17 protein-coding genes are annotated in these 20,261 nt (G+C 60.0%); 9 read left to right on the top strand and 8 right to left on the bottom strand.

Annotation, left to right across the window (positions count from 1 at the left end; translation table 11 throughout):
• Positions 1 to 87: 87 nt before the first annotated feature.
• The 6 genes from phaC to argS all read right to left on the bottom strand — a co-directional run bounded on the left by phaC (position 88) and on the right by argS (position 7,166).
• Positions 88 to 1,767, bottom strand: a complete 1,680-nt coding sequence (gene phaC, locus ACRRSD_RS17375) for a class II poly(R)-hydroxyalkanoic acid synthase (RefSeq protein ID WP_110719502.1) — start codon at positions 1,765 to 1,767, stop codon at positions 88 to 90.
• Between the two features lie 258 nt (positions 1,768 to 2,025).
• The gene (locus ACRRSD_RS17380; protein ID WP_435034410.1) at positions 2,026 to 2,403 is read right to left on the bottom strand and encodes a gamma-butyrobetaine hydroxylase-like domain-containing protein; all 378 of its coding nucleotides are present in this window, start codon (positions 2,401 to 2,403) and stop codon (positions 2,026 to 2,028) included.
• A gap of 153 nt (positions 2,404 to 2,556) precedes the next feature.
• Positions 2,557 to 3,894: an ATP-dependent protease ATPase subunit HslU gene (gene hslU, locus ACRRSD_RS17385; protein WP_435034411.1), complete on the bottom strand. Its 1,338-nt coding sequence runs from the start codon at positions 3,892 to 3,894 to the stop codon at positions 2,557 to 2,559.
• A gap of 54 nt (positions 3,895 to 3,948) precedes the next feature.
• The gene (gene hslV / locus ACRRSD_RS17390) at positions 3,949 to 4,479 is read right to left on the bottom strand and encodes an ATP-dependent protease subunit HslV (RefSeq protein ID WP_003186641.1); all 531 of its coding nucleotides are present in this window, start codon (positions 4,477 to 4,479) and stop codon (positions 3,949 to 3,951) included.
• 232 nt (positions 4,480 to 4,711) lie between these two features.
• Positions 4,712 to 5,428 carry an SPOR domain-containing protein gene (locus ACRRSD_RS17395; protein WP_007909385.1) on the bottom strand — a complete coding sequence of 239 codons (717 nt, stop codon included), beginning with the start codon at positions 5,426 to 5,428 and terminating at the stop codon, positions 4,712 to 4,714.
• 1 nt (position 5,429) lies between these two features.
• Positions 5,430 to 7,166 (bottom strand): arginine--tRNA ligase, encoded by a 1,737-nt coding sequence (gene argS, locus ACRRSD_RS17400; protein ID WP_435034412.1) that lies wholly within the window; start codon positions 7,164 to 7,166, stop codon positions 5,430 to 5,432.
• Here argS and ACRRSD_RS17405 point away from each other — a divergent pair.
• Positions 7,165 to 7,287, top strand: coding sequence for a hypothetical protein (locus ACRRSD_RS17405; RefSeq protein ID WP_256579857.1), 123 nt, complete (start codon positions 7,165 to 7,167; stop codon positions 7,285 to 7,287). The two genes, argS and ACRRSD_RS17405, sit on opposite strands and share 2 nt — an antisense overlap.
• A 93-nt stretch (positions 7,288 to 7,380) precedes the next feature.
• Here ACRRSD_RS17405 and ACRRSD_RS17410 read toward each other — a convergent pair whose 3' ends face one another.
• Positions 7,381 to 9,600 (bottom strand): primosomal protein N', encoded by a 2,220-nt coding sequence (locus ACRRSD_RS17410; RefSeq protein ID WP_435034413.1) that lies wholly within the window; start codon positions 9,598 to 9,600, stop codon positions 7,381 to 7,383.
• Between the two features lie 286 nt (positions 9,601 to 9,886).
• On the opposite strand from ACRRSD_RS17410, the gene rpmE reads away from it, so the two are divergent.
• From rpmE to ACRRSD_RS17425, 3 genes are all read left to right on the top strand, one after another.
• Positions 9,887 to 10,114 (top strand): 50S ribosomal protein L31, encoded by a 228-nt coding sequence (gene rpmE / locus ACRRSD_RS17415; RefSeq protein WP_016984589.1) that lies wholly within the window; start codon positions 9,887 to 9,889, stop codon positions 10,112 to 10,114.
• A gap of 14 nt (positions 10,115 to 10,128) precedes the next feature.
• Positions 10,129 to 10,929, top strand: a complete 801-nt coding sequence (locus ACRRSD_RS17420) for a thermonuclease family protein (RefSeq protein ID WP_435034414.1) — start codon at positions 10,129 to 10,131, stop codon at positions 10,927 to 10,929.
• Positions 10,930 to 11,111: 182 nt separating this feature from the next.
• Positions 11,112 to 12,380 carry a malic enzyme-like NAD(P)-binding protein gene (locus ACRRSD_RS17425; RefSeq protein ID WP_129998265.1) on the top strand — a complete coding sequence of 423 codons (1,269 nt, stop codon included), beginning with the start codon at positions 11,112 to 11,114 and terminating at the stop codon, positions 12,378 to 12,380.
• Positions 12,381 to 12,723: 343 nt separating this feature from the next.
• Here the strand turns inward: ACRRSD_RS17425 and ACRRSD_RS17430 are convergent, their stop codons facing one another.
• Positions 12,724 to 15,171, bottom strand: a complete 2,448-nt coding sequence (locus tag ACRRSD_RS17430) for a penicillin-binding protein 1A (RefSeq protein ID WP_435034415.1) — start codon at positions 15,169 to 15,171, stop codon at positions 12,724 to 12,726.
• A gap of 216 nt (positions 15,172 to 15,387) precedes the next feature.
• Between ACRRSD_RS17430 and ACRRSD_RS17435 the strand changes: the two genes are divergently transcribed.
• Genes ACRRSD_RS17435 through pilQ form a run of 5 tightly spaced genes read left to right on the top strand, consistent with a single transcriptional unit; the run spans position 15,388 to position 20,257 of the window.
• Complete coding sequence (locus ACRRSD_RS17435) at positions 15,388 to 16,452, top strand: pilus assembly protein PilM (protein ID WP_435034416.1); 1,065 nt, start codon at positions 15,388 to 15,390, stop codon at positions 16,450 to 16,452.
• Positions 16,452 to 17,018 carry a PilN domain-containing protein gene (locus ACRRSD_RS17440; RefSeq protein ID WP_435034417.1) on the top strand — a complete coding sequence of 189 codons (567 nt, stop codon included), beginning with the start codon at positions 16,452 to 16,454 and terminating at the stop codon, positions 17,016 to 17,018. The genes ACRRSD_RS17435 and ACRRSD_RS17440 overlap by 1 nt, the downstream gene beginning before the upstream one ends.
• Positions 17,015 to 17,638 carry a type 4a pilus biogenesis protein PilO gene (gene pilO / locus ACRRSD_RS17445; RefSeq protein ID WP_435034418.1) on the top strand — a complete coding sequence of 208 codons (624 nt, stop codon included), beginning with the start codon at positions 17,015 to 17,017 and terminating at the stop codon, positions 17,636 to 17,638. The genes ACRRSD_RS17440 and pilO overlap by 4 nt, the downstream gene beginning before the upstream one ends.
• The gene (locus ACRRSD_RS17450; RefSeq protein WP_435034419.1) at positions 17,635 to 18,162 is read left to right on the top strand and encodes a pilus assembly protein PilP; all 528 of its coding nucleotides are present in this window, start codon (positions 17,635 to 17,637) and stop codon (positions 18,160 to 18,162) included. The genes pilO and ACRRSD_RS17450 overlap by 4 nt, the downstream gene beginning before the upstream one ends.
• Before the next feature lie 13 nt (positions 18,163 to 18,175).
• Entirely contained in the window at positions 18,176 to 20,257 is a 2,082-nt protein-coding gene (gene pilQ, locus ACRRSD_RS17455; protein ID WP_435034420.1) for a type IV pilus secretin PilQ, read from the top strand.
• The last annotated feature ends 4 nt before the right edge of the window (positions 20,258 to 20,261 follow it).

The raw sequence follows: 20,261 nt of genomic DNA on the forward strand, positions 1-20,261 counted from the left end.
CTGCGATCTTTTGATCTTGTTTTTAAAAAATCAAAAGTCAAAAGATCGCAGCCTTCGGCAGCTCCTACAGGGAAGGGGTGGTGTCAGTTACCGCTCGTGAACATAAGTGCCCGGCGATGCTTCACCCGCCGGATACGCCTTGTTGCCCAGTTTCAGCGGGGCCTTTTTCAGGTTGCCCGAGCGCTCGGCCTGCCACGCCTGCCAGTACAGCCACCAGGAATCAGTGTGTTTGGTCGAGTTCTCTTGCCACTCATCGGCATTGGCCGCCATCTCTTCGCCGGTCATGTAACGCGATTTCGGGTTGCCCGGCGGGTTGAGAATGCTCTGGATATGCCCGCTGCTCGACAGCACAAATTCGACCTTGCCGCCAAACAACTGCGCCGACTTGTAGCAGGACTTCCACGGGGTGATGTGGTCGTTGGTGCCGGCCAGCGAGAAGATGTCGGCCGTGACCTGCTTGAGGTCGATCGGCGTGCCGCACACTTCCAGTGCATTCGGGCGGATCAGTGGGTTGTTTTTGAACATCTCGATCAGGTCGCCGTGGAACGCGGCGGGCAAGCGTGTGGTGTCGTTGTTCCAGAACAGGATGTCGAACACCGGCGGCTCGTTGCCGAGCAGGTAGTTGTTGACCCAGTAGTTCCAGATCAGATCGTTGGGACGCATCCACGCGAAGACCTTGGCCATGTCTTTGCCTTCGAGCACGCCGGCCTGGTACGAGTGGCGCTTGGCGGTCTCCAGGGTCTGCTCGTCGACGAACAGGGCGACGTCGCTGTCCAGCGTCGTGTCGAGCACGCTGACCAGCAGCGTGAGGGCATTGACCTTCTTCTCGCCGATCGCTGCGTAGTGGCCGAGCAGGGCGGTGCAGGTGATGCCGCCGGAGCAGGCGCCGAGCATGTTCACATCTTTGCTGCCGGTGATTGCGGTAACCACGTCGACGGCTTCTTTCAGCGCATCGATGTAGGTCGAAAGGCCCCACTCGCGCTGCGCTTTGGTCGGGTTGCGCCAGCTGACGATAAACGTCTGCACGTTATTGCGCAGGCAGAAGCGCGCCAGACTCTTGTCCGGGCTCAAATCGAATACGTAGAACTTGTTGATCTGCGGCGGCACCACCAGCAGTGGGCGCTCATGGACTTGCTCGGTGATCGGCTTGTACTGGATCAGCTCCAGCACGTCGTTGCGAAACACCACCGCGCCTTCCGTCACGCCGAGACTCTTGCCGACCTCGAACGCGCCCATGTTGACCTGGCTCGGCATGCCGCCGTTGTGTACCAGATCCTTGGCCAGATGCGAGAGGCCATCGAGCAGGCTCTTGCCGCCGGTTTCGAAGAAGCGTTTCACCGCGGCCGGGTTGGCGGCGGTGTTGGTCGGGGCCATGGCTTCGGTCATCAGGTTGATGACGAAGTGGCCGCGCGCGATGTCTTTGGGTGACAGGCTGCTGTCGTCGATCCAGGCATGGAGTTCCTTGCGCCACGCCAGATAAGTTTGCAGATAACGTTTGTAGAGCGGGTTCTGGCTCCACGCAGGATCGGCGAAGCGACGGTCATCGCCAGCCGGTTGCAGTTCGGATTTGCCAAACAACACGTTCTTCAGTTCGAGGCCGAAATGGGTGACGTGCTTGACGCTATGGATCGGTTGTCTGATGGCCTGTTTCAGCACCATACGAGCAGAGGCCAGCAGATCCTTTCCGCGTAGCCCAACGACGGGATTAAGCCCCAGGGTGTTTTCCGAGGCTTGGTACTTCAGGTCATCGTTATTCTTGTTACTCATCTACGACGCTCCATTGTCCTGAGACGAGTACCCGGTTTTCTGCTGTGCAGTTCCACAGCCAATGCCAGGTACTACTGCTCGGGTGACCGTTAATTCTGCATAGCTGCTTTACAGTCGTAGAGCACTGCAGGGAACTTGCCAGCTCCATTGGTTACCCGAGTTTAATTTTTTTCGCAAGCAGGCCGATCCTCGGCCACACAGCAGAGCATTCAAACAGATGAATCTAGAAAATGCCCTCTAAAGAGCAAGAGCCACGGACTAGAGCATCAGCTTGACGAACGACTCGTTCGGGTCGCGGGATTTTCCGGCGGCGCGCAGCTCGGCCAGATAATCGTCCCAGAGTTCGTTCTGGCGTTTGCCGAGTTCGTAGAGATAGTCCCAGGTGAACAAGCCGCTGTCGTGACCATCGTCGAAGGTCAGTTTCAGTGCGTAGTGACCGGCCGGTTCCAGCTTGCTCAGGCCGACGTTGATCTTGCCGAATTGCAGGATCGGTTTGCCGTGGCCCTGGACCTCGGCGGAAGGGGAATGCACGCGCAGGAATTCGGCGGGCAGGGTGTATTCCTCGCCGGACGTGTAGGTGAGCGTCAGGGTTTTCGAGGCTTTGTGCAGTTTGATGTCAGTGGGGATTTGAGTCATGGGCTGGCGTCCGATGTGTGGGCGACCCTTGAGCAAATGTGGGAGCGAGCTTGCTCGCGAAAGCGGTGTGTCAGACAACGATGATGTCGACTGACGTGGCCTCTTCGCGAGCAAGCTCGCTCCCACAGGGTCCGCTACTGCTGTAAGTATGGCTTACAGGATATAACGGGACAGGTCTTCGTTCTTCGCCAATTCGCCGAGGTGGCTGTTGACGTATTCCGCGTCGATCAGGATCGGCTGCTCATCGTGGGTACTGGCCAGATCGCCAGCGCTGAACGACACCTCTTCCAGCAGACGCTCAAGCAGCGTGTGCAGACGACGGGCACCGATGTTCTCGGTCTTCTCGTTGACCTGCCAGGCGATCTCCGCCAGACGCTTGATGCCTTCGGGCTGGAACTGGATGTTCAGGCCTTCGGTTTTCAGCAACGCGCAGTATTGCTCGGTAAGCGAGGCATGCGGTTCGCTGAGGATGCGCTCGAAGTCCGACGGGCTCAGCGCTTTGAGCTCAACGCGGATCGGCAGGCGACCTTGCAACTCAGGCACCAGATCGCTCGGCTTGCTCAGGTGGAACGCACCGGACGCGATGAACAGGATGTGGTCGGTCTTGACCATGCCCAGCTTGGTGTTGACGGTGCAGCCTTCGATCAGCGGCAGCAGGTCGCGCTGTACGCCTTCACGGGACACATCGGCGCCGCCGACATTGCCGCGCTTGGCGACTTTGTCGATCTCGTCGATGAACACGATGCCGTGCTGTTCAACCGCTTCCAGCGCTTTGGCTTTCAGCTCTTCTTCATTGACCAGGCGGCCGGCTTCTTCGTCGCGCACCAGTTTCAGCGCTTCTTTGACCTTGAGTTTGCGCGCTTTCTTTTTGCCCTTGCCCATGTTGGCGAACAGCGACTGCAACTGGTTGGTCATCTCTTCCATGCCGGGCGGCGTGGCGATTTCGATGCCGGCAACCTCGGCGACTTCGATTTCGATTTCCTTGTCATCCAGCTGACCTTCGCGCAGGCGCTTGCGGAACAGCTGACGGGTGTTGGAATCGCTGCTTGGCGCTTCTTCATTGCTGAAGCCCATGCGGGCCGGCGGCAGCAGTGCGTCGAGGATACGATCCTCGGCAGCGTCTTCGGCGCGGTGGCGTACGCGGGTCATTTCCTGCTCGCGGAGCATCTTGATCGCCGCGTCGGCCAGATCACGGATGATCGATTCGACGTCACGGCCGACGTAGCCGACTTCGGTGAACTTGGTCGCTTCGACCTTGATGAACGGCGCGTTGGCCAGTTTCGCCAGACGACGGGCGATTTCGGTTTTACCGACACCGGTCGGGCCGATCATCAGGATGTTCTTCGGGGTCACTTCAACACGCAGCTCTTCAGGCAGCTGCATGCGGCGCCAGCGGTTGCGCAGGGCAATCGCGACGGCGCGCTTGGCATCGTCCTGGCCGATGATGTGGCGGTTGAGTTCGTGGACGATTTCGCGGGGAGTCATGGACATAGTAATTGACGGTCCTCAAGCAGAAACAAGCCGTGGCACAGGGCCGCGTCAGGCTTATTCAGCGAGATCCTGCTCCTCAATGGTCTGAGTGTGGTTGGTGAATACACAGATGTCGCCGGCGATACCGAGCGCGGTTTCGACGATTTCGCGGGCCGACAGGTCGGTTTTTTTCAGCAGCGCGCTGGCCGCGGCTTGCGCATAGGCGCCGCCGGAACCCATGGCGATCAGGCCATCTTCAGGTTCGACCACGTCACCGTTGCCAGTGATGATCAAGGAAGCGTCTTTGTTGGCGACCGCGAGCATGGCTTCGAGGCGGCTCAGTGAACGGTCGGTGCGCCATTCTTTGGCGAGTTCGACAGCGGCGCGTACCAGGTGGCCCTGGTGTTTCTCGAGCTGGCCTTCGAAACGTTCGAAGAGGGTAAAGGCGTCGGCGGTGGCACCGGCAAAACCGGCGATGACCTGGCCGTGGTACAGGCGACGGACTTTTTTCGCGTTGCCTTTCATCACGGTATTGCCGAGAGAAACCTGGCCGTCGCCGCCCATGACGACTTTGCCGTGACGGCGGACTGAAACGATGGTGGTCAAGGGAAGAGTCTCCACACAGCGGGGCGAAAGTGCCTTATGCCCATTCATATGGGGGTGCTGGAGAGGATTTCAACCGGGGAGGGTGCGGAGGGACGAACGGCGGGTGATAGGTTCGGGCTATGTGGCGTTGGAAATGACGCTTTCGCGAGCAAGCTCGCTCCCACAGGATTAGCGCAGACCCTGTGGGAGCGAGCTTGCTCGCGAAGAACGATGACGCGTTATTTCTGGTGGGTCAGCGGCTCTGGCGTTGTTGTAACAACAGGTTGCTGAAGCCGGCGCCGGCCAGTTGTTTCTGTGCCGTGGTCAGTTGTTCGCGGTTGCTGAACGGGCCGACCAACACGCGATACCAGGTTTCATCCTTCACCGTGCCGGACTCAACCGCGACCGCCTGACCGAGCAGAATGATCTGCGCGCGGACCTTGTCGGCATCGGTTTCCTTGCGGAACGAACCGGCCTGCAAGAAGAACTTGGTTACTGGCGCCGCTTTGCTCACCGGTGGCGCTGGCGGCGGGGTAATCCCGGCCAGAGCTGCCTGAGCGCGCGCGGTGTCGATCTTCGCCGCTTCTGCCGGGGTCACCGGTGTGGTCGGGATGGCCGGCACTTGTGGCGTCGGCAGGGTCTTCTCCGGCACCGCGTCCGGCGGCACGATCACTTCCGATTCGGGCAGCAGGGTGTAGAAGTCGTACTTCGGCTTCACCGGTTGCGTCGGGCTCGGCGGGGTCTTGTTGGCCTCGGCGATCTTCGACGCTTTCTGCTGTTGCGCCTGTTCGACCTTCTCACGCTTGACTGTGTCGCTGCCCTTGCCCGGCTCCAGCTTCATCAGGAACACGATGAACGCGCCGACCGTGAGGCCGATGGCCATCCACAGCCAGCCCGGAATCGGTTGCTTCGCAGGAGCTTGGTAACGGCTGGCGCCACGCTTGGGTGCAGGTTTTTTCTTGGCAGCCAACTTACATACGCTCCAGAGTTTCCAGACCCAACAGCTCCAGGCCTTGCTTGAGGGTGCGACCGGTCAGCGCGGCCAGGCGCAGACGGCTCTGCATCTGGGCCGGGGTCTCGGCGGCGAGGATCGGGCAGTTCTCGTAGAAGCTGGAGAACAGGCCGGCAACGTCGTACAGGTAAGTGCAGAGAATGTGCGGCGTGCCTTTGTCGGACACGTTGTTCAGCACTTCGCCGAACTGCGCCAGTTTCGCCGCCAGTTCTTGTTCGTGCGCCGCTTCGAGAACGATCTGGCCATCGACTTCGCTGAAATCCTTGCCCAGTTTGCGGAACACACCGGCGACGCGGGTGTAGGCGTACAGCAGGTATGGCGCGGTATTGCCTTCGAAGTTCAGCATCAGGTCGAAGTTGAAGCTGTAGTCGCTGGTGCGGTGCTTCGACAGGTCGGCGTATTTCACCGCGCCGATGCCGACGACTTTGGCGATGTTGCGCAGTTCGTCTTCGGCCAGCTCCGGGTTCTTCTCTTTCACCAGGGTGTAGGCACGTTCCTGCGCTTCGGTGAGCAGGTCAATCAGCTTCACAGTGCCGCCATCACGGGTCTTGAACGGACGGCCATCGGCGCCGTTCATAGTGCCGAAGCCCATGTGTTCCATCTCCATCGGATGGGTGACGAAGCCGGCCTTGCGCGCCACGGCAAACACTTGCTGGAAGTGCAGGGCCTGACGCTGGTCGACGAAGTACAGCGCGCGATCGGCTTTCAGCTTGCCGCTGCGGTAGCGCACGGCCGCCAGGTCAGTGGTGGCATAGAGGTAGCCGCCGTCAGCCTTGACGATGATCACTGGCAGCGGGTCGCCGTCGGCGTTCTTGAACTCGTCGAGGAACACGCACTGCGCGCCGTTGCTTTCGACCAGCATGCCGGCGGCTTTCAGATCGTTGACCACGTTGATCAGGTCGTCGTTGTAGGCGCTTTCGCCCATCACGTCGGCCATGGTCAGTTTGACGTTGAGCAGTTCGTAGATCTTCTGGCAGTGCGACAGCGAGATGTCCTTGAACTTGGTCCACAGCGCCAGGCACTCGGCATCGCCGGCCTGCAGCTTGACCACCAGGCCACGGGCGCGGTCGGCAAACTCTGCGGACTCGTCGAAACGCTGCTTGGCCGCGCGGTAGAAGTTTTCCAGGTCAGACAGCTCGTCGCTGGTGATCGGGTTTTCCTGCAGATAGGCCATCAGCATGCCGAACTGGGTGCCCCAGTCGCCGACGTGGTTCTGACGGATGACTTCATCGCCGAGGAATTCGAGTACGCGGGCTACACCGTCGCCGATGATGGTCGAGCGCAAGTGGCCGACGTGCATCTCTTTGGCCAGGTTCGGCGCCGACAGGTCGACCACGGTGCGTTGCGCCGGGCCGGCCTTGCGTACGCCAACATGGGCATCAGCCAATGCAGCGTCGAGGCGCGAAGCCAGCGCCTGAGTGTTCTGGAAGAAATTGATGAAGCCCGGGCCGGCGATTTCGGCCTTGGTGACGTTCTCGTCAGCCGGCAGTGCGGCGATGATTTTTTCCGCCAGATCGCGCGGCTTCATGCCCGCAGGCTTGGCCAGCATCATCGCGATGTTGCTGGCGAAGTCGCCGTGGGTCTTGTCACGGGCGTTCTCCACCTGGATCGCCGGCGACAGGCCTTCAGGCAACACACCTTCGTTGACGAGTTGGGTGAGGGCTTGTTGGATCAGCTGGCGAATGGTGTCTTTCATGGTCTTCTCTTTCGACCGCAAGCGCGGCGGGCGCATCGATGCGCGGGTGGAAAAACTGGGCATTATCCGTTGCGAAGACGGGCTTGCCAACCTTAGCAGGCAGCTTATGGATATGTGGTGACATTCAGATCAAAAGATCGCAGCCTGCGGCAGCTCCTACACGGCGATACGCATTTTCCTGTAGGAGCTGCCGCAGGCTGCGATCTTTTGATCTTCAATACAAATCGACGGGATCGACATCCAGCGACCAGCGCACCGCCCGCCCACTCGGCATCTGCTCCAGCACCAGCAACCAACTCGCCAGCAACCGATGCAGCGGCGCACGTGCCGTCGCCTGCAACAGAAGTTGCGCGCGATAACGCCCCGCGCGGCGCTCCATCGGGGCCGGCACCGGTCCGAGCAATTCGATTCCGCTCAAATTCTGTTCGGCCAGCAAACGCTCGGCTTCGCTACACGCCTCATCGAGAAAGCCTTCCGCTTGCCCCGGTTTGTGCGCTTCGGCACGCAACAACGCCAGATGCGCAAACGGCGGCAACCCGGCGGCGCGGCGCTCGCTCAAGGCCTGTTCGGCGAAGGCGAAATAACCCTGCTCGGTGAGTTGCACCAATAAAGGATGGTCGGCGAGGTGAGTCTGGATGATCACCTTACCCGGCTCTTCTGCTCGCCCGGCACGACCAGCGACTTGCACGATCAACTGCGCCATGCGCTCGCTGGCGCGGAAGTCGCCGGAAAACAAACCGCCGTCAGCGTCGAGGATCGATACCAGCGTCACCCTTGGAAAATGGTGACCCTTGGCCAACATTTGCGTGCCGACCAGAATGCACGGCTGGCCCTTCTGAATCGTCGCGAACAGCTGATTCATCGCGTCCTTGCGCGAGGTGCTGTCGCGGTCGACGCGCAGCACCGGGTAATCGGGGAACAGAATCGCCAGCCGTTCTTCAGCACGTTCAGTGCCCGCGCCGACCGGGCGCAGATCGACCTTGTTGCACTTCGGGCATTGACGCGGCGTGCGCTCGACGTAGCCGCAGTGGTGGCAGCGCAACTCTCCATATCGCTGGTGCACGGTCATTCGCGCATCGCAGCGCGAGCACTCGGACATCCAGCCGCAATCATGACAAAGCAGCGTCGGGGCAAAGCCGCGGCGGTTGAGGAACACCAACACCTGTTGCCCATTCGCCAGCGTCTGACCGATGGCCTGCTGCATCGGCCCGGAAATACCGCTGTCGAGTGGACGACTTTTTACATCGAGGCGTAGGAAGCGTGGTTGCTTGGCACCGCCGGCACGTTCATTCAGGCGCAGGAGACCGTAACGTCCGGTGTAGGCGTTGTGCAGGCTTTCCAGTGACGGAGTGGCGGAGCCGAGGACGATCGGGATGTTTTCCTGCCGCGCACGCACCAGCGCCAGATCACGGGCGTGGTAACGCAGGCCTTCCTGCTGTTTATAAGAACCGTCGTGCTCTTCGTCGATGATGATCAGCCCGGGGTTTTTCATCGGCGTGAACAGCGCCGAGCGGGTACCGATAATGATGTCGGCCTCGCCATCGCGCGCCGCGAGCCAGGCATCGAGGCGCTCGCGATCATTGACCGCCGAGTGCAGCAGAGCGATCCGCGCATTGAAACGCTGCTCGAAGCGCGCCAGGGTCTGCGGGCCGAGGTTGATCTCCGGGATCAGTACCAAGGCCTGCTTGCCGGCTTCGAGGGTTTCGCGGATCAGTTGCAAATAGACTTCGGTCTTGCCGCTGCCGGTAACCCCAGCGAGGAGAAAGGCGTGATAATTGTCGAACCCGGCGCGGATCGCCTCGTATGCGGCGCGCTGTTCGGTGTTGAGCGGTAATTCCGGTTGCGCCAGCCAGTGCTCATGACGCGCGCCGGGTGCGTGGCGGCGGATTTCCACTTGCACCAGACCTTTGGCCAGCAGCAGATCGAGACTGTCTTTGCTCAACATCAGTTTGCTCAGCAACTGATGGGCGACGCCGTGCGGGTGCTGGGCCAGCGTCGCGAGTGCTTCGCGCTGGCGCGGCGCGCGGGCAATGCGCGGGTCATCAAGGCTGGCGCCGGGGACGGCTGACCAGAAGCGCTCTTGCCGAGCCTCGGCCAGTTCGCCCTGACGCAGTAGCACCGGCAACGCCCAGCTCAAGGTGTCGCCGAGGCTGTGCTGATAATACTGCGACGTCCACAGGCACAACTTGAACAGCGCCGGTGGCAGCGGCGGCGTGGCATCCAGCAGAGCCAGCGCCGGTTTGAGTTTTTCCACCGGCACTTCGCTGGTGTCGGTAACCTCGACCAGAATCCCGATCATCTCGCGCCGACCGAACGGTACCCGCAGGCGCATGCCCGGCTGCAATTGCTCACGCAGCACACCGGCCGGCGCCCGGTAGTCGAACAGGCGGCGCAAGGGTGAAGGCAGGGCGAGGCGCAGAATGGCGTCGGGCACGCGGGGGGATCTCTATAAGCAGAACAAGGGCATGGCACATACCTAATGTAGGAGTGAGCCTGCTCGCGATAGCGGTGTATCAGACGACATCAATGTTGAATGGCAGACCGCTATCGCGAGCAGGCTCGCTCCTACAGGGGATCGCGTATTGGGCCGGGAGCCTAGCAGACGGTCGGTCTCGGTGACAGCTTGCGTGTTTGAAAAGGTCTGGTAGAATCCGCGGCCTAATTACGTGCGGTATTCAACAATAGTGTTGGGTGGCGGCACGCTAGCTGAGGAAGACACCATGAAAGCTGATATTCACCCGAATTACCCAGTCATCGCTGTTACCTGCAGCTGTGGCAACAAGTTCGAAACTCGTTCGACTTTCGGCAAAGCTCTGCCAATCGACGTTTGCAACGAATGCCACCCGTTCTACACCGGTAAGCAGAAGACTCTGGACACTGGCGGCCGCGTTCAGCGCTTCGCAGACCGTTTCGGTGCTTTCGGCAAGAAACCTGCTGCTGCAGAGTAAGGTTGAAGGGCCCGGTGGGCTTTTCCTCGTTGCTGAAAAAGGCGTCCCTCGCGGGCGCCTTTTTTGTGTCTGCGATTTGGCTGTCCGGCGCGCAAGCCTTTTGCCCGGCGCCTTCGGGACTGGCCAGCGTCACGGTGCAGCGCGTGGTCGATGGCGACACGCTGCGCCTGAGCGATGGTCGCAGCGTCCGGATGATAGGCCTGAACACACCTGAACTGGGCAAGCAGGGCCGCAGCGACGAACCGTTTGCGGTGGCGGCACGCAAGCGCCTGCAAGCGCTGGTCGATGCCAGCGGCGGACGTGTCGGTTTGCGCGCCGGCAAGCAAGCCAAAGACCATTACGGGCGTACGCTCGCGCATGTTTACAGCGCCAGCGGTGCCAGTCTCGAAGCGCAAATGCTCGCCGATGGCCTCGGTTTCCAGGTCGCGGTGGCGCCGAATGTCGATCTTGTTGCCTGCCAGCAAGCCGCCGAACGCAGTGCGCGCAAGGCAGGCCGTGGCCTCTGGCGGCAGTCGCCTGTACTGAAAGCGGAGCAGATCCAGCGCTCGGGTTTTGCTGTGGTCAGTGGGCGTGTGAGCAAGGTTCAGCGCAATCGTGGCGGAATCTGGATCGAGTTGCAGGACAAGCTTGTGTTGCGCGTTGCACCCAATCTGGTCGGACAATTCGACAATGCCCGTTTGCAGGTCCTGAAAGGCAAGCAGGTCGAGGCTCGCGGCTGGATCGTCGATCGTTCGCGACGCGGAGGACTGCAATCCGGTCAGTCACGGTGGTTGCTGCCGTTGACCGATCCTTCGATGTTGCAAGTACCGCGCTGAAGAAAATTGTAGACATTTTTTCTGTCGATTGTGAACAGTCCAGCCCTTGTGCGCCGTGGCTCTTGGCCCAAAGTCGTAGGGCAGGGCGCTTGACAGGGGTGACCGCTCAGTCTTGTGGGGACTTTGCGAGGCGCGTATCCTCGCTGACCAGTCTGTCCAACAGTAAAAAGCGGAATGCCAAAATGTCTGATCTGAAAACTGCCGCTCTCGAATATCATGCCAATCCTCGTCCAGGGAAGCTGAGTGTCGAGCTCACCAAGGCCACTGCTACCGCTCGCGACTTGTCGCTGGCCTACAGCCCCGGCGTAGCTGAACCAGTGCGTGAGATCGCTCGCGATCCTGAACTGGCCTACAAATACACCGGCAAGGGCAACCTGGTTGCAGTCATTTCCGATGGCACCGCGATTCTCGGCCTGGGCAACCTCGGCCCATTGGCTTCCAAGCCAGTGATGGAAGGTAAAGGCGTACTGTTCAAGCGCTTCGCCGGCATCGACGTGTTCGACATCGAAGTCGACTCGGAAAGCCCGCAAGCCTTCATCGACACCGTAAAACGCATCTCCATCACCTTTGGTGGTATCAACCTGGAAGACATCAAGGCGCCAGAATGCTTTGAGATCGAACGTGCTCTGATCGAGCAGTGCGACATTCCGGTATTCCACGATGACCAGCACGGTACTGCGATCGTGACCGCTGCGGGCATGATCAACGCCCTGGAAATCGCTGGCAAAACCCTGCCGGAAGCGAAGATTGTCTGCCTGGGCGCCGGTGCTGCCGCCATCTCCTGCATGAAATTGCTGGTGAGCATGGGCGCACGCATCGAAAACATCTTCATGGTTGACCGTACCGGCGTGATCCACTCCGGCCGTGACGACCTGAACCAGTACAAAGCAGTATTCGCTCACGCCACTGACAAGCGCACTCTGGCTGACGCACTGGCAGGCGCTGACGTGTTCGTTGGTCTGTCCGGCCCGAACCTGCTGAGCGCTGAAGGCCTGCTGTCGATGGCGGCCAACCCGATCGTGTTCGCCTGCTCGAACCCGGATCCGGAAATCTCCCCGGAACTGGCGCACGCCACCCGTAGCGACGTGATCATGGCCACCGGCCGTTCGGACTACCCGAACCAGGTCAACAACGTACTGGGCTTCCCGTTCATTTTCCGTGGTGCCCTGGACGTTCGCGCCAAGCGCATCAACGAAGAAATGAAAGTGGCTGCGGCCAACGCCCTGCGTGAACTGGCCAAGCTGCCTGTACCTCAGGACGTGTGCGATGCCTACGGTGGCGCGCCGCTGGAATTTGGTCGTGAGTACATCATTCCGAAGCCAATGGACAAGCGCCTGATCACCCTGATCTCCGACGCTGTGGCCAAAGCCGCAATCGAGACCGGTGTGGCGACCCTGCCGTATCCAAAGAACTACCCGCTGAAAAGCGTGGATGACGTGTTCAACGGCTAAGTCGTTGTAGCGCTTCAACCGAAAGCCCCGGCTCGTGAGAGTCGGGGCTTTTTTGTTTTCGGGAATTCTCAGGATCGCATTTCATATCAACAAGGGCCCTCACCCTAACCCTCTCCCAAGGGGAGAGGGGACTGATTGGGGGATGCTTGAGAGTTACACCGACCTGAACGTATCGTGTTGAATCCATAGGCGCTGATGCACTTTCAGGTCGGTGTATCTCGCGAATTTTCCACGGTCAGTCCCCTCTCCCCCCGGGAGAGGGCTAGGGTGAGGGGCCCTTGATCTTCAGGCAATAAAAAGCCCCGCACTTCAATCGAAGGCGGGGCTTTTCAGTGTCAGCGGATCAGAACAAATCGATCGGCGCCTGCTCATCCGCCGGCAGCGGACTGCCCGGCGCAGTACCGTTGCCCAGCTCGTTCACCGACGGCGGCGTATCCTCAGACTTGAACAGCTCGAAGTATGCGCCCGGCGTGCTTGGCGTAGCTGCACGGCCACTGACCGGATCCACGCGCAGGCTCAACAGACCTTCCGGCTCAGGCTGCACATGCGGCGGCTTGTCCTTCAGTGCAGCCGACATGTAGTTCATCCAGATCGGCAACGCCACGGTGCCACCGAACTCGCGACGACCGAGGCTTTCCGGCTGGTCGAAACCGGTCCACACCGTGGTCACGTAATCGGCGTTGTAGCCGGAGAACCAGGCATCTTTCGATTCGTTGGTGGTACCGGTTTTACCGGCGATATCGCTGCGACCCATGGCCAACGCGCGGCGACCGGTGCCAAGCTTGATCACATCCTGCAACATGCTGTTGAGGATGTACGTGGTGCGACCGTCGACAATCCGCTCAGCCACTGCCGGCGTTTGCGGCATGGCTGCGTTGCCCGGTACTTCACCTGCGACCGGTGTTGCATTGACCGTAAACGAATCGGTCTGCGGCGCAGCGATACCGTCCGTCGCCGAACCACCCTGAGGCACGGTCGGCGGGTTGGCGACGAACAGCGTGTCGCCGTTACGGCTTTCGATCTTGTCGATGATGTACGGGGTGATCTTGTAGCCGCCGTTGGCGAACGTACTCCAACCGGTGGCAATCTCCATCGGCGTCAGCGTTGCTGTGCCCAGCGCCAGCGACAGGTTTGGCGGCAGATCCTGCTTGTTGAAGCCGAAGCGAGTGATGTAGTCGATCGTCTTGCCCACGCCCATCGCCTGCAGCAAACGGATCGACACGAGGTTACGCGACTTGTACAGCGCCTCACGCAAGCGGATCGGGCCGAGGAAGGTGTTGGTGTCGTTCTTTGGACGCCAGACCTTGTCCAGGTACTCGTCGACGAACACGATTGGCGCGTCGTTGACCAGCGTGGCAGCGGTATAGCCGCTATCCAGCGCGGCGCTGTAGACGAACGGTTTGAAGCTCGAGCCCGGCTGACGCTTGGCCTGCATCGCGCGGTTGTAGTTGCTCTGTTCGAAGGCGAAGCCGCCGACCAGCGAGCGAATTGCGCCGTTCTGCGGATCCAGCGACACCAGCGCACCTTGCGCCTGGGGGATCTGGCTGAACTTCAGCGAATTGTCTTTCTGACGCTGCACGCGAACCAGATCACCGATCTGCGCGACATCCGATGGCTGACGCGGATTGGCGCCCATGCTGTTGGTGTTGAGGAACGGCCGCGCCCATTTCATGGTGTCCCAGGCAACGTGCTCTTCGCCGGTGCGGGTCAGCACTTGCAGGCCGTTTTTATCGACCTGAGTGACGATGGCCGGCTCGAGGCTGCTGATCGTGCGCTGCTTGGTCAGTTCGCTGGCCCACGCTTCGCGGGTCTTGCCCGGCAGGCGCGACTCGGGGCCACGGTAGCCGTGACGCTGGTCGTAGGTCATCAAACCTTCGTGCAGCGCGGTGTTGGCCATTTCCTGCAGGTTGCTCGGCACTGTGGTGGTGACGCGGAAACCTTCGGTGTAAGCGTCGCTGCCATAGCGGCCGACCATCTCGGCGCGCGCCATTTCGGCGATGTACGGTGCGTTCACTTCCGGGGTCGGCACGTGATAGCTGGCGTTCAGTGGTTCGTTGATCGCCGCGGTGTAATCCGCTTCGCTGATCTTGCCGAGCTTGTACATGCGCCCGAGGATCCAGTCGCGGCGTTCTTTACTGCGCGCCGGGTTGGCGAGCGGGTTGAAGCGCGACGGCGCTTTCGGCAGGCCGGCGATCATCGCCATCTGCGCCAGGCTGACATCGCGGATCGACTTGCCGTAATACACCTGCGCCGCCGCCTCGATGCCGTAGGCGCGGTTGCCCAGATAGATCTTGTTCACGTACAGCTCAAGGATTTCATCCTTGGTCAACTGCCGCTCGATCTGCAGGGCCAGAAGAATTTCGGTGGTTTTGCGCGAGAAGCTGCGTTCGCTGGTCAGGAAGAAATTCTTCGCCACCTGCATGGTGATGGTGCTGCCGCCGGACTGAATGTGTCCGCTTTTGACCAGTTGGGTCGCGGCGCGCATCAGGCTGCTCGGATCGACGCCGTAGTGGTTGGCGAAATTGTCGTCTTCAGCACTTAGTAACGCATTAATGAAATTGGGGGGAATGTCGGCGAAACGGATCGGTGTGCGGCGCATTTCGCCAAATTCTGCGATCAACTTGTTGTCGCTGGAGTAGACCCGCAATGGAATCTGCAACTGAATGCTTCGCAGAGCCTCCACAGACGGCAAACCCGGACTAAGGTAAAGAAACGCGCCGCTGAGACCTAAAAGCAGTCCGCAGAAAACGGCGACGATGGACCAACCGAAAAATTTCAGCAGACGAATCAAGGCGTTTGGACATCCAGGGCAAAGAATGAATTTGGCGACGGGGTTGCGGCTACACACAGAACAGCCCGCGCTTGCAGTAAAAAGCAGAAAAAAACGCTGGGCATTATAAGCACTTTTCTGTTGGGGGCGTCATTTGCGCTTCTGTCAAGACGGGGTGAAGGAACGCAATGCGTATTACAGAGTCCGTAACTCACGGAAAGTCATAGGGAATTGGTAGTGCTGGGACTCTTCAATAAAAAGGCCAAAACGTTACTGGGGATCGACATCAGCTCCACGTCAGTGAAGCTGCTGGAGCTGAGCCGTCAGGGTGACCGCTACCGGGTCGAGGCGTATGCGGTAGAGCCATTGCCGGTCAACGCCGTGGTCGAAAAGAACATCGCCGAGCTTGAAGGCGTCGGTCAGGCGCTGAGCCGCGTGCTGGTCAAGGCGCGCACCGGGCTCAAGAGCGTGGCGGTGGCAGTGGCCGGTTCCGCTGTGATCACCAAAGTCATCGAAATGGACGCCGGGCTGTCCGACGATGAACTGGAAAACCAGCTCAAGCTCGAAGCCGACCAATACATTCCCTATCCGCTGGACGAAGTTGCCATCGACTTCGAAGTCCAGGGCGTGTCGCCGCGCAACCCCGATCGGGTCAACGTGCTGCTCGCCGCCTGTCGCAAGGAAAACGTCGAAGTCCGCGAGGCGGCGCTGGCTCTGGCCGGGCTGACCGCGCGGGTGGTTGATGTCGAGGCTTATGCGCTGGAGCGTTCGTTCGGCTTGCTGGCAACGCAACTGGCGGCCTCTCAGGAGCGCCTGACCGTGGCGGTGGTCGACATCGGCGCGACCATGACCACCCTCAGCGTCCTGCACAACGGCAAGATCATCTACACCCGCGAGCAATTGTTCGGTGGTCGGCAATTGACCGAAGAAATCCAGCGTCGTTATGGCCTGACCCTCGAGCAGGCAGGGCTGGCGAAAAAGCAGGGCGGTCTGCCCGACGATTACATCAGCGAGGTCCTGCAGCCGTTTCGTGAGGCACTGGTCCAGCAGGTTTCACGCTCGTTGCAGTTCTTCTTCGCCTCCGGGCAATACAACACGGTCGACCACATTCTGCTCGCCGGTGGTACGGCGTCGGTGCCCGGGCTGGACCGGTTGATCGAGCAGCGCCTGAACACGCCGACGCAAGTGGCCAATCCGTTTTCCAATATGGCCTTGAGCAGCAAGGTCAATGCCGGTGCACTGGCCAGCGACGCGCCGGCCCTGATGATTGCCTGCGGGCTCGCGCTCAGGAGTTTCGACTGATGGCGCGGATCAACCTTTTACCTTGGCGCGAGGAGCGCCGCGAAGAACGGCGCAAACGCTTTCTGCTGGTGTTGACCGGCATAGTGGTAGGTTCGGTCGGTGCGGTGTTCATTGCCGATCAGATCATCAGTGCGGCCATTACGCGGCAAGTTGCGCGCAATGATTACATCGGCAAACAGATTGCGGTGGTCGACGAGCGGATCAAGCAGATCAGCGAACTCAAAGCCCACCGCCAGCAATTGGTCGAGCGCATGCGCATCATCCAGGACCTGCAGGGCAACCGGCAGATCAGCGGGCGAATCTTCGATCAACTGGCGCGTACGCTGCCGGACGGCGTGTATTTCACTGAAGTGAAAATGACCGGCAAAACCCTGTCGATCAGTGGCGCCGCAGAATCCAATAATCGCGTCTCGGACCTGATGCGCAATCTGGAGGCGTCGGACTGGTTCGATGCGCCGAGTCTCAACGAAGTCAAAGCAACAACCGCCGGCCAAGTGGAGCAGGCCAACACATTTGAACTGACCGTACGGCAGACCCGGCCGCAAGCTGTGGAGGACGATCAATGAAGCCGTCCGAATGGCTGGAAAGCCTGCGCGACATCGATTTCAACGACCTCGACACCAGCAACATCGGCTCGTGGCCGGCTGCGGTGAAAGCCATCGCCGGGGCGCTGTTGATGGTGCTGGTATTGGCGCTTGGCTATAACTTTTTCATCAGTGATATGGAAAACCAGCTGGAGGCCAAGCGCGAAGAAGAGGCCACGCTCAAGGAGCAGTTCGCCAGCAAGGCGCGCCTTTCGGCCAACCTTGAGCTGTATACCCAGCAAATGAAGGAGATGGAAAACACCTTTGGTGTGCTATTGCGCCAATTGCCCAGTGACACCGAAGTGCCGGGCCTGCTTGAGGACATCACCCGCACCGGTCTGGGCAGTGGTCTGGAGTTCGAAGAGATCAAACTGCTGCCGGAGGTCACCCAGCAGTTCTACATAGAACTGCCGATTCAGATCACTGTCACTGGCGCCTATCACGATCTCGCGACCTTCGTCAGCGGAGTAGCCGGGCTGCCGCGCATCGTTACCCTGCATGATTTCGAACTCGCCCCGGCCAACCCGGAGGGCGGGCCGAAATTGCGCATGAGCATCCTGGCCAAGACCTACCGCTATAACGACAAGGGGCTGCAGAAATGAGCCCGATTCGTTGTATCGCGTTGTCGATGACGCTGCTCGCGTTGAACGGTTGTGGTGGCAGCGAAGACTTCAGTGACCTCGACGCCTACATGAATGAAGTGCGCCTGCGCCCGCCAGGCAAGATTGAACCAACCCCGACATTTCGGTCTTACCCAACATTCACCTATAGCGCTGCCAACCTGCGCAGTCCGTTTTCGCGTCAGGTGCGCGTCGATCTGGCCGGGCAGAAACATGGCTCGCGCAACGTCAAACCCGACCCCAACCGGGTCAAGCAATACCTCGAAGGTTTCAATATCGAGCAGTTCGAGATGGTCGGCACGATCTCCAATGTTTCCGGCTCCTTTGCGCTGTTGCGCGGGGCGGGCGGGGTGCATCGGCTGAAAGTCGGCGATTACCTGGGGCGCAATGACGGTCGCATCGTCGCCATCAGCGCCACCCAGGTCGATGTCGTCGAAATCGTCCCCGACGGCGAAGGCGCCTGGCTGGAGCGTCCGCGCACCATTCCTTTGAAAGAGCACTCATAGTGGAAGTCGAACAATGAACAGGATTTTCTCCACCCTCGGTTTTTCGCTATGGATAGCGCTGATGTCGCCGATGGTACTCGCGGCCAATCTGAAGACGCTCGACGTGGCGGCGTTGCCGGGTGATCGCGTCGAGCTGAAGTTGTCGTTCGACGGCCCGCCGCCGCAACCCAAGGGCTACACCACCGAATCTCCGGCGCGGATTGCCCTGGATCTGCCTGGTGTTGCCAGCCAGTTGACCAGCAAAAACCTTGATCTGGGCAGCGGCAATGCCCGTACGGCCACGGTGGTCGAAGCCAAGGACCGGACGCGGTTGATTGTCAGCCTTACGCAACTGGCGCCTTATAACACGCGGGTCGAGGGCAATAATCTGTTTGTGGTGGTCGGTCAGGGCTCACCTGCTTCCGCGCCGCGACCAGCAGCCGTGGCGCCGCGCCCGACCATGGCGGCAGCCGTGCCTGCCAAGGCGTTCGTGCCGAAAAATCGCGCCATTCGCGGCGTGGATTTTCAGCGCGGTACGGCAGGCGAAGGCAATGTCGTCATCGACCTGTCCGATCCGACCATCGCTCCGGATATCCAGGAACATGACGGCAAGATTATCCTCAGCTTCGCCCGCACGCAGTTGCCAGACAAGTTGCGGGTGCGCCTCGACGTCAAGGATTTTGCTACTCCGGTACAGTTCGTCAATGCCGGGGTGAGCGGTGATCGCACGGTTATTACTGTCGAACCCAGTGGCACCTACGAGTACTCCACCTTCCAGACCGACAACAAACTGACCGTCAGCATCCGCCCGATGACCGTCGATGACCTGCAGAAACGTAATGCCGACCGTCAGGCGTACGTCGGCGAAAAGCTCTCGCTGAATTTCCAGGACATTGATGTGCGCTCGGTGCTGCAACTGATCGCCGACTTCACCAATCTCAATCTGGTCGCCAGCGATACGGTGCAGGGCGGCATCACCTTGCGCCTGCAAAACGTGCCGTGGGATCAAGCGCTGGATCTGGTGCTTAAGACCAAAGGGCTGGATAAACGCAAGATCGGCAACGTGCTGCTGGTGGCTCCCGCCGATGAAATCGCTGCCCGCGAGCGTCAGGAACTGGAATCGCAGAAGCAGATTGCCGAGCTGGCGCCGTTGCGTCGTGAGCTGCTGCAAGTGAACTACGCGAAGGCGGCAGACATCGCCAAGTTGTTCCAGTCGGTGACCAGTGCCGAAGCAAAAATCGATGAGCGTGGTTCGATCACCGTCGATGAGCGAACCAACAACATTATTGCCTACCAGACTCAGGATCGCCTCGACGAACTGCGGCGGATCGTGGCGCAGCTGGATATTCCGGTGCGTCAGGTGATGATCGAGGCGCGAATTGTCGAGGCCAACGTCGATTACGACAAAAGTCTGGGCGTGCGCTGGGGCGGCTCGATCCAGAACAAGGGCAACTGGAACACCTCTGGCGTCAGCAATGGCACATCGACCACCATCGGTACGCCAGGCAGCACCAGCACCAACTCTCCGTTTGTCGATATGGGGACCGTGGGCAATACTTCGGGGATCGGCATTGCCTTCATCACTGACAATGTCTTGCTCGATCTTGAGCTGACAGCGATGGAGAAAACCGGCAACGGTGAAATCGTCTCGCAGCCGAAAGTGGTGACCTCCGACAAGGAAACCGCAAAAATCCTCAAAGGCACCGAGATTCCCTATCAGGAAGCCAGCTCCAGCGGTGCAACCTCGGTGTCGTTCAAGGAAGCCTCGTTGTCACTGGAGGTCACCCCGCAGATCACCCCCGACAATCGCATCATCATGGAGGTCAAGGTCACCAAGGACGAACCGGATTACCTGAACAAAGTGCAGGATGTGCCGCCGATCAAGAAAAACGAAGTCAACGCCAAGGTGCTGGTCAACGACGGCGAAACCATCGTGATTGGTGGTGTTTTCTCAAATACTCAAAGCAAGGTCGTAGATAAGGTGCCATTTCTTGGCGATGTGCCGTATCTTGGCCGCCTTTTCCGGCGTGATGTGGTTTCGGAGAAAAAATCCGAGCTGCTGGTATTTCTCACTCCGCGTATCATGAATAACCAGGCGATTGCTGTGAGTCGTTGATTCT

Source organism: Pseudomonas neuropathica, assembly GCF_051174785.1.
GTDB lineage: Bacteria > Pseudomonadota > Gammaproteobacteria > Pseudomonadales > Pseudomonadaceae > Aquipseudomonas > Aquipseudomonas neuropathica_A.

Bases quoted from the DNA above. Each gene is read 5' to 3' on its own strand.
- ACRRSD_RS17440 (WP_435034417.1), top strand. From the start codon at position 16,452: ATGGCGCGGATCAACCTTTTACCTTGGCGCGAGGAGCGCCGCGAAGAA.
- rpmE (WP_016984589.1), top strand. From the start codon at position 9,887: ATGAAAGCTGATATTCACCCGAATTACCCAGTCATCGCTGTTACCTGC.
- ACRRSD_RS17380 (WP_435034410.1), bottom strand. From the start codon at position 2,403: ATGACTCAAATCCCCACTGACATCAAACTGCACAAAGCCTCGAAAACC.
- ACRRSD_RS17405 (WP_256579857.1), top strand. From the start codon at position 7,165: ATGGTCTTCTCTTTCGACCGCAAGCGCGGCGGGCGCATCGATGCGCGG.
- phaC (WP_110719502.1), bottom strand. From the start codon at position 1,767: ATGAGTAACAAGAATAACGATGACCTGAAGTACCAAGCCTCGGAAAAC.
- pilQ (WP_435034420.1), top strand. From the start codon at position 18,176: ATGAACAGGATTTTCTCCACCCTCGGTTTTTCGCTATGGATAGCGCTG.
- ACRRSD_RS17450 (WP_435034419.1), top strand. From the start codon at position 17,635: ATGAGCCCGATTCGTTGTATCGCGTTGTCGATGACGCTGCTCGCGTTG.
- hslU (WP_435034411.1), bottom strand. From the start codon at position 3,894: ATGTCCATGACTCCCCGCGAAATCGTCCACGAACTCAACCGCCACATC.
- pilO (WP_435034418.1), top strand. From the start codon at position 17,015: ATGAAGCCGTCCGAATGGCTGGAAAGCCTGCGCGACATCGATTTCAAC.
- argS (WP_435034412.1), bottom strand. From the start codon at position 7,166: ATGAAAGACACCATTCGCCAGCTGATCCAACAAGCCCTCACCCAACTC.
- ACRRSD_RS17425 (WP_129998265.1), top strand. From the start codon at position 11,112: ATGTCTGATCTGAAAACTGCCGCTCTCGAATATCATGCCAATCCTCGT.